Consider the following 6,370-nt stretch of genomic DNA (forward strand, 5'->3'; position numbering starts at 1 on the left):
ATCGTTAACCACCTAAATCGGCAAAATTATGGCGCGGTCAAGGGATTGCGTCCCGCCGCGGGCGGGGATAGCCCTTGAGGGGAAGGAGTGCGCCCCATGTTCACTGGCATCATCACCGATATCGGCACGGTCCGCGAGGTCGAGAAACGCGGCGACCTGCGGGCGCGGATCGGCACCGCCTACGACACCTCGGGCATCGACCTCGGAGCGTCGATCTGCTGCGACGGCGTCTGCCTCACCGTGATCGAGACCGGAGCGGACTGGTTCGACGTCGAGATCAGCGCCGAGACCGTCTCGAAGACCAACATTTCCCACAACACCTGGGATCCGGGGCGCCGCGTGAACCTGGAGAGGGCGCTGAAGGTCGGGGACGAACTGGGCGGGCACATCGTCTCGGGCCATGTCGACGGCGTGGCCGAGTTGATCGCCCTCGTCGACGACGGCGACAGCACCCGCGCCACCTTCCGCGCGCCGGAGGATCTGGCGCGGTTCGTCGCGCCCAAGGGATCGGTCGCTCTAAACGGCACCTCGCTGACCGTCAACGATGTCGACGGGGCCGAATTCGGCATCAACATGATCCCGCATACCAAGACCGTGACCACCTGGGGCGACGCCAGGGTAGGCGACCGTATCAACCTCGAGATCGACACGCTGGCACGCTATGTCGCGCGGCTGCAGGACTGGCAGGCATGAGCGCGCCGGCTCACGGGATCGGCCACAACAACGGGCCTGCCATGGATGCGGGGCGGACTTGGCGCGTCCACGCCTGGCGCCGGGCCAAGGCGAACATGGCTTCGGCCCGGATCAACCCGACCACGGTCCGGCGCCATCTGGCACGCGCACGGGAACTGGGGCTGAGCTACCGCGACTATGCCGCGATCCAGACCACCGCCGGGCGGGATGTCTGCGGCTTTCTCTTCTCCTCCAACGCGCTCGATCTGGCCTTCGGGCGGCACCGGGTTCCCGAGGCCAGGGCCGGCAAGCTCGACGCGGTCCGGGACGCGGCCCGTATCGCACTTGTTCATGCGCCCATCCCGCCCCACGCCGTCGAGGCGGCGAACCCGGTGCTGGACGCGGCTCATCCCGCCCCGCCGCTGCTGACACGGTTCTCGCGGATGAAGTCCGCGCTCGCCCATGCGCAGGGCCGTCTTCCGGCCAGTGGCCTCGTCGTCGTCGGCATGGGGCTGGAAGAGGAATGGGTCGCGGCGGGCCGCCTCGGGGCGTTCCTGCCGGCCGAGGCGTATTTCGACACCTGACCGCCTGCGCCGGCCCTGCCGGGTCCCCGCCCGGGCCTCACGCCCGCGGGGCCTGCGCCGGCGCACATGGTCTCTGCGGGTTCTGACGCCGCGCCGCACTGGCCTTTCCCCGGCACAGGCCTTATCTGGCGGTAGGGAGACAGGAGAGCGCCATGGACACCACCTATGAACAGCCCGGACCCGTCGAGCAGAGCTGGTCCGACGCGATCAGCTCGATCGAGGAGATCATCGAGGATGCCCGCAACGGCCGGATGTTCATCCTCGTCGATCACGAGGATCGCGAGAACGAGGGCGATCTCGTCATCCCCGCCCAGATGGCCACGCCCGAGGCGATCAACTTCATGGCGACGCACGGCCGCGGCCTGATCTGCCTGTCGATGACGGGTGAGCGGGTCGATGCGCTCGGCCTGCCGCTCATGGCCTCGCAGAATTCCTCGCGGCACGAGACCGCCTTTACCGTCTCGATCGAGGCGCGCGAAGGGGTGTCGACCGGCATCTCCGCCCATGACCGCGCCCGCACGGTCGCGGTGGCCATAGACGCGGGCAAGGGGGCGCAGGACATCGCCACCCCGGGCCACGTGTTCCCGCTGCGCGCCAAGGACGGCGGGGTGCTGGTCCGTGCCGGCCATACCGAGGCCGCGGTGGACGTCGCCCGCCTCGCCGGGCTGAACCCATCGGGCGTGATCTGCGAGATCATGAACGAGGACGGCACGATGTCGCGCCTCCCCGAGCTGATCGCCTTCGCGCAGAAGCACAACCTCAAGATCGGCACGATCTCGGACCTGATTTCCTACCGCCGCCGCCACGACAACCTCGTCCGGATCCGCCGCGAAGAGCAGATCGAGACCGGGTTCGGCGGTGACTGGACCATGCGCATCTACACGGACGAGACGCAGGGGGCGGAACACATCGTCCTGATCAAGGGCGACGTGGAAGGCGACGATCCGGTCCTCGTCCGCATGCATGCAATGGACCCGATGAAGGACGTCGTCGGCATCCGGGGCGAGGCCCGTGCCGATCTTTTCCGCGAAGCCATGCGCGTCGTCGCCGGCGAGGGGCGTGGCGTCGTCGTGCTCCTGCGCGATCTCACCATGAAGATCGCGGCCGAGAACGACGTGTCGCCGCAGACCCTGCGCCAGTACGGGCTGGGCGCGCAGATCCTGTCTTCTCTCGGCATTCACAAGCTGATGCTTCTGACCAATTCGCCGCGGCCGAACGTCGTGGGCCTCGATGCCTACGGCCTCGAAATCGTCGGCACCCGCCCGATCAAGGGAGATTGACTCATGGCCGCCACGGAAAACCATTATGTCATGCCACGCGGCAGGTTCGACAGGCCCGCGAAGGCGCTGATCGTCGTCGCGCCCTACTATCGCGACATCGCCGACAACCTGATCGCCGGTGCCAGGGCCGAGATCGAGGCATGGGGCGCGGCTCACGACCTGATCGAGGTGCCCGGCGCGCTGGAGGTGCCGACCGCCGTCGCGATGGCCGCGCGGATGTCGAACTACGACGCGTTCGTCGCGCTCGGCTGCGTGATCCGGGGCGAGACCACGCATTACGAGACCGTCTGCAACGACAGCTCGCGCGGGCTGACGATGCTCGGGCTCCAGGGTCTCTGCATCGGCAACGGCATCCTCACCGTCGAGACCAGGGAACAGGCCGATGTGCGGGCCGATCCGGAGGGTCAGAACAAGGGGGGCGGGGCGGCCGCCGCGGCCTTGCATCTGCTCGCTCTTTCGCGCAAATGGGGCGCTCCCAAGGCCAATGTCGGATTCCTGCCGACGCCCGAGGAATACCAGCTGGCGGGTGACCCCGGCTCCCCAACCGCCTGAGGCACAGATGACCGACGACCTGCCGACGCCCCAAGCCCCGCTGCCCCTCTCGGGCAACCAGCGGCGCAAGATGAAAAGCGCCTCGCGGCTCTATGCCGTGCAGGCGCTGTTCCAGATGGAGGCGATCGGCCAGACGGTCGAACGTGTGATCGCGGAGTTCGAGGATCATCGCTTCGGCGCGGTCTACGAGGGCGACGAGATGGCCGAGGGCGACATTGACCTCTTCCGCGCGACGATGGCCGACGCGGTGAACTATCAGGCGCGCATCGACCAGATGACCGACCGCGCCCTGGTGGCGAAATGGCCGATCGCCCGCATCGATCCGACCCTGCGGGCGCTGTTCCGGGCGGCCGGGGCGGAACTGGTCCAGAGCGATACGCCGCCGAAGGTCGTCATCAAGGAATATGTCGACGTGGCCAGCGCCTTCTTTCCCGAAGGCCGGGAGCCGCGCTTCGTCAACGCGGTGCTCGACCACATGGCGCGCGAGGCCCGGCCCGAGGCGTTCTGACTGGACCTCGCGGCGCGACTGCGCATGATGGGCCCATGCCCGACACCGCCCCCCGCAAAGTCCTGCTGGTCGACGACGACGCTGCCGTGCGCGAGGCGCTTTCGCAGACGCTGGAACTGGCCGATCTCGACCCGTTGACGGCGGGTAGCTTCGTCGAGGCGAAGGATCATATTCGGACGGATTTTCCCGGTGTCGTTCTGTCGGATATCCGCATGCCGGGACGCGACGGCTTCTTTCTGCTGGATCATGCCCATGCCGTCGATCCGGACCTGCCCGTGATCCTGCTGACCGGCGAGGGGGACATTCCCATGGCGGTCTCGGCCATGGATCGCGGCGCGTTCGGCTTTCTCGAAAAGCCCTGTGCCTCCCGCGACATGCTCACCGTGCTCGAGAAGGCGCTGCACACGCGTCAACTGATCCTCGAGAATCGCAGGCTCAAGGCGCAACTCGAGGCGGGCGATCCGGCCGCGCGCCTGATCTTCGGCACGTCCCAGGCCAGCCATGCCCTGCGCGACGCGGTCCGTCAAGCCGGCCGGACTTCGACCGAGGTTCTCATCTCGGGCGCGCCCGGCACCGGCATCAGCAAGATCGCCGAGGTCATTCATCTGACCTCGGGCCAGTCCAAGGGGCCCTTTCTCAAACGCGCGGCCGCCGGGATGGACCGCGCCGGCCTGGACCGCGCATGGGAGGCCTGCCAGGGCGGGTCGTTCTTCCTGGACGAGATCGGCAACCTGACCGAGGATGCGCAGCTCGCGCTCGGGGACGCGCTGGAAAAGGGGGGCGCCCGGCTGATCGGCGGCACCACGCGGGACCCGGCGGAACTGGTCGCCTCGGGCGATCTGTCGGCCGAGATCTACTATCGCCTCGAGGTCTGCCACGTTCACATTCCCAGCCTGGCCGAGCGGCCCGGCGACATCCCTGTGCTCTTCCGGCACTACGTCGCCCAGGCGGCGGAACAGGCGGGGATCGAGCCGCCCGAGATCACCGCCGAGCACGAGAATGCGCTGATGGCGCAGGACTGGCCCGGCAACGCCCGGTCGCTGATGTCCGCCGCGATGCGCTTTGTCCTCGGCATGCCCGAGGAGGCATCGACCGCCCGCGATCTCGGCCTGGCGGAACAGATGGCGCAGATCGAGCGGTCGCTGCTGGCAGCGGCGCTCGGCCGGCACAACGGCCGCGCTTCCGAGGCGGCGAAGGCGCTGAAACTGCCGCGCAAGACCCTCTATGACAAGCTGGCGAAATACGGGCTGAAGCCCGACGACTTCCGGCGGGGCGGAGGATAGCACGCCGGAAGTTTGTGCGGAATTCCGCACGAAACCCCAGGCGCGTCGTGCGGGATTCCGCACAGTGCTGCCGTGCAGAATGGCGCGACACTGTCTGCAAGGCTTCTAACGCTTTGAAGTAACTTGGATAATGCCGCCGCCCGCCCAGCCGCTCACAACCGCTTGAGCCGCTTCCCCGGAGACGCGACCCTCCTGCCAGAGGCACCGCCTCGCGATTCGAACAAGGGGAGGAGACCCGAAATGAAATTCCTGACCACCGCCGCAACGGCGCTGGCCCTCACCGTCACCGCAGGCGCCGCCATGGCCGACTGCGACGACGGCGAAATGGTCATCAAGTTCGCCCATGTCACCAATACCGACAAGCACCCCAAGGGGATCGCCGCATCGCTGCTGCAGGATCGCGTGAACGAAGAGATGGACGGTACCGCCTGCATGGAGGTCTACCCGAACTCCACGCTCTACAATGACGACCAGGTGATCGAGGCGATGCTGCAGGGCGACGTCCAGCTGGCCGCGCCGTCGCTGTCCAAGTTCGAGACCTTCACCAAGAAGTACCGCATCTTCGACCTTCCGTTCATGTTCAAGGACATCAACGCCGTCGATGCCTTCCAGAATTCCGAAACCGGTCAGGCGATGCTCGACACGATGCAGAAGCGCGGCCTGCAGGGGCTGGCCTTCTGGCACAACGGCATGAAGCAGATGTCGGCCAACAAGCCGCTGCTCTCACCCTCGGACGCCGAGGGGCTCAAGTTCCGCGTGCAGCCCTCGGAAGTGCTGGTCGCCCAGATGGAAGCCATCGGCGGATCGCCCCAGAAGATGGCCTTCTCCGAGGTCTACGGTGCGCTGCAGCAGGGCGTCGTCGACGGACAGGAGAACACCTGGTCCAACATCTACGGCCAGAAGTTCTTTGAAGTGCAGGACGGGATCACCGAGACCAACCACGGCATCATCGACTACCTGGTCGTCACCTCGGTCGACTGGCTCGACAGCCTCGATGCCGACGTGCGCGACCAGTTCCTGACCATCCTCGACGAGGTGACCACCACCCGGAACGCCGAGTCGGCCAAGGTCAACGCCGAGGCCAAGCAGGCGATCATCGACGCGGGCGGCACCGTCCGCACCCTCTCGCCCGAGCAGCGCCAGCAATGGGTCGACGTGATGAAGCCCGTCTGGGCAGAGTTCACCGACGACGTGGGGCAGGAAAACATCGACGCGGCCCAGGCCATCAACGCCGAGATGTAACCGCGCCTCGCGCGTGACAGGATCGGGGCGCGGCGGCCAGGCCGACCGCGCAAACCGCCGGGGTCCACACCATCAAATACGACATCTGGGATGCGCTGAACCCGACCGACTAAGACCGGGCCCAGGTGCTGATCGCGGTCTTCGAACGCATCGGCCTGCATTTAGACAATGCGCCCATCAACTATCTCACACCGTCGCACGGGCTGGCGCTGGATCCCGCGGTCTATCTGGGCACGGCGGCTCCGGATT

7 protein-coding genes are annotated in these 6,370 nt (G+C 67.1%); all 7 read left to right on the forward strand.

The features are described 5' to 3' along the window. The first annotated feature begins 96 nt into the window (after window positions 1-96). The 7 genes from OB2597_RS05140 to OB2597_RS05170 all read left to right on the forward strand — a co-directional run bounded on the left by OB2597_RS05140 (window position 97) and on the right by OB2597_RS05170 (window position 6,121). Window positions 97-693, forward strand: coding sequence for a riboflavin synthase (locus OB2597_RS05140; protein ID WP_009804462.1), 597 nt, complete (start codon window positions 97-99; stop codon window positions 691-693). After that, complete coding sequence (locus tag OB2597_RS05145) at window positions 690-1,256, forward strand: hypothetical protein (RefSeq protein ID WP_009804463.1); 567 nt, start codon at window positions 690-692, stop codon at window positions 1,254-1,256. The genes OB2597_RS05140 and OB2597_RS05145 overlap by 4 nt, the downstream gene beginning before the upstream one ends. A 152-nt stretch (window positions 1,257-1,408) precedes the next feature. Next, on the forward strand, window positions 1,409-2,536 hold the full coding sequence (gene ribB, locus OB2597_RS05150; RefSeq protein WP_009804464.1) for a 3,4-dihydroxy-2-butanone-4-phosphate synthase: 1,128 nt from the start codon (window positions 1,409-1,411) through the stop codon (window positions 2,534-2,536). Between the two features lie 3 nt (window positions 2,537-2,539). Beyond that, complete coding sequence (locus OB2597_RS05155; RefSeq protein ID WP_009804465.1) at window positions 2,540-3,088, forward strand: 6,7-dimethyl-8-ribityllumazine synthase; 549 nt, start codon at window positions 2,540-2,542, stop codon at window positions 3,086-3,088. Window positions 3,089-3,095: 7 nt separating this feature from the next. Then, the gene (gene nusB, locus OB2597_RS05160; RefSeq protein WP_009804466.1) at window positions 3,096-3,596 is read left to right on the forward strand and encodes a transcription antitermination factor NusB; all 501 of its coding nucleotides are present in this window, start codon (window positions 3,096-3,098) and stop codon (window positions 3,594-3,596) included. Between the two features lie 35 nt (window positions 3,597-3,631). Further along, complete coding sequence (locus OB2597_RS05165; RefSeq protein WP_009804467.1) at window positions 3,632-4,879, forward strand: sigma-54-dependent transcriptional regulator; 1,248 nt, start codon at window positions 3,632-3,634, stop codon at window positions 4,877-4,879. 240 nt (window positions 4,880-5,119) lie between these two features. After that, window positions 5,120-6,121 (forward strand): DctP family TRAP transporter solute-binding subunit, encoded by a 1,002-nt coding sequence (locus OB2597_RS05170; protein WP_009804468.1) that lies wholly within the window; start codon window positions 5,120-5,122, stop codon window positions 6,119-6,121. Window positions 6,122-6,370 lie beyond the last annotated feature (249 nt).

Origin of the sequence: Pseudooceanicola batsensis HTCC2597 (assembly GCF_000152725.1) — a bacterium.
In the GTDB taxonomy this organism is placed as follows: domain Bacteria; phylum Pseudomonadota; class Alphaproteobacteria; order Rhodobacterales; family Rhodobacteraceae; genus Pseudooceanicola; species Pseudooceanicola batsensis.

What these genes read in the sequence shown, in the direction of transcription:
- OB2597_RS05140 (WP_009804462.1), top strand. Translation starts at nt 97, where the DNA reads ATGTTCACTGGCATCATCACCGATATCGGCACGGTCCGCGAGGTCGAG.
- OB2597_RS05145 (WP_009804463.1), top strand. Translation starts at nt 690, where the DNA reads ATGAGCGCGCCGGCTCACGGGATCGGCCACAACAACGGGCCTGCCATG.
- ribB (WP_009804464.1), top strand. Translation starts at nt 1,409, where the DNA reads ATGGACACCACCTATGAACAGCCCGGACCCGTCGAGCAGAGCTGGTCC.
- OB2597_RS05155 (WP_009804465.1), top strand. Translation starts at nt 2,540, where the DNA reads ATGGCCGCCACGGAAAACCATTATGTCATGCCACGCGGCAGGTTCGAC.
- nusB (WP_009804466.1), top strand. Translation starts at nt 3,096, where the DNA reads ATGACCGACGACCTGCCGACGCCCCAAGCCCCGCTGCCCCTCTCGGGC.
- OB2597_RS05165 (WP_009804467.1), top strand. Translation starts at nt 3,632, where the DNA reads ATGCCCGACACCGCCCCCCGCAAAGTCCTGCTGGTCGACGACGACGCT.
- OB2597_RS05170 (WP_009804468.1), top strand. Translation starts at nt 5,120, where the DNA reads ATGAAATTCCTGACCACCGCCGCAACGGCGCTGGCCCTCACCGTCACC.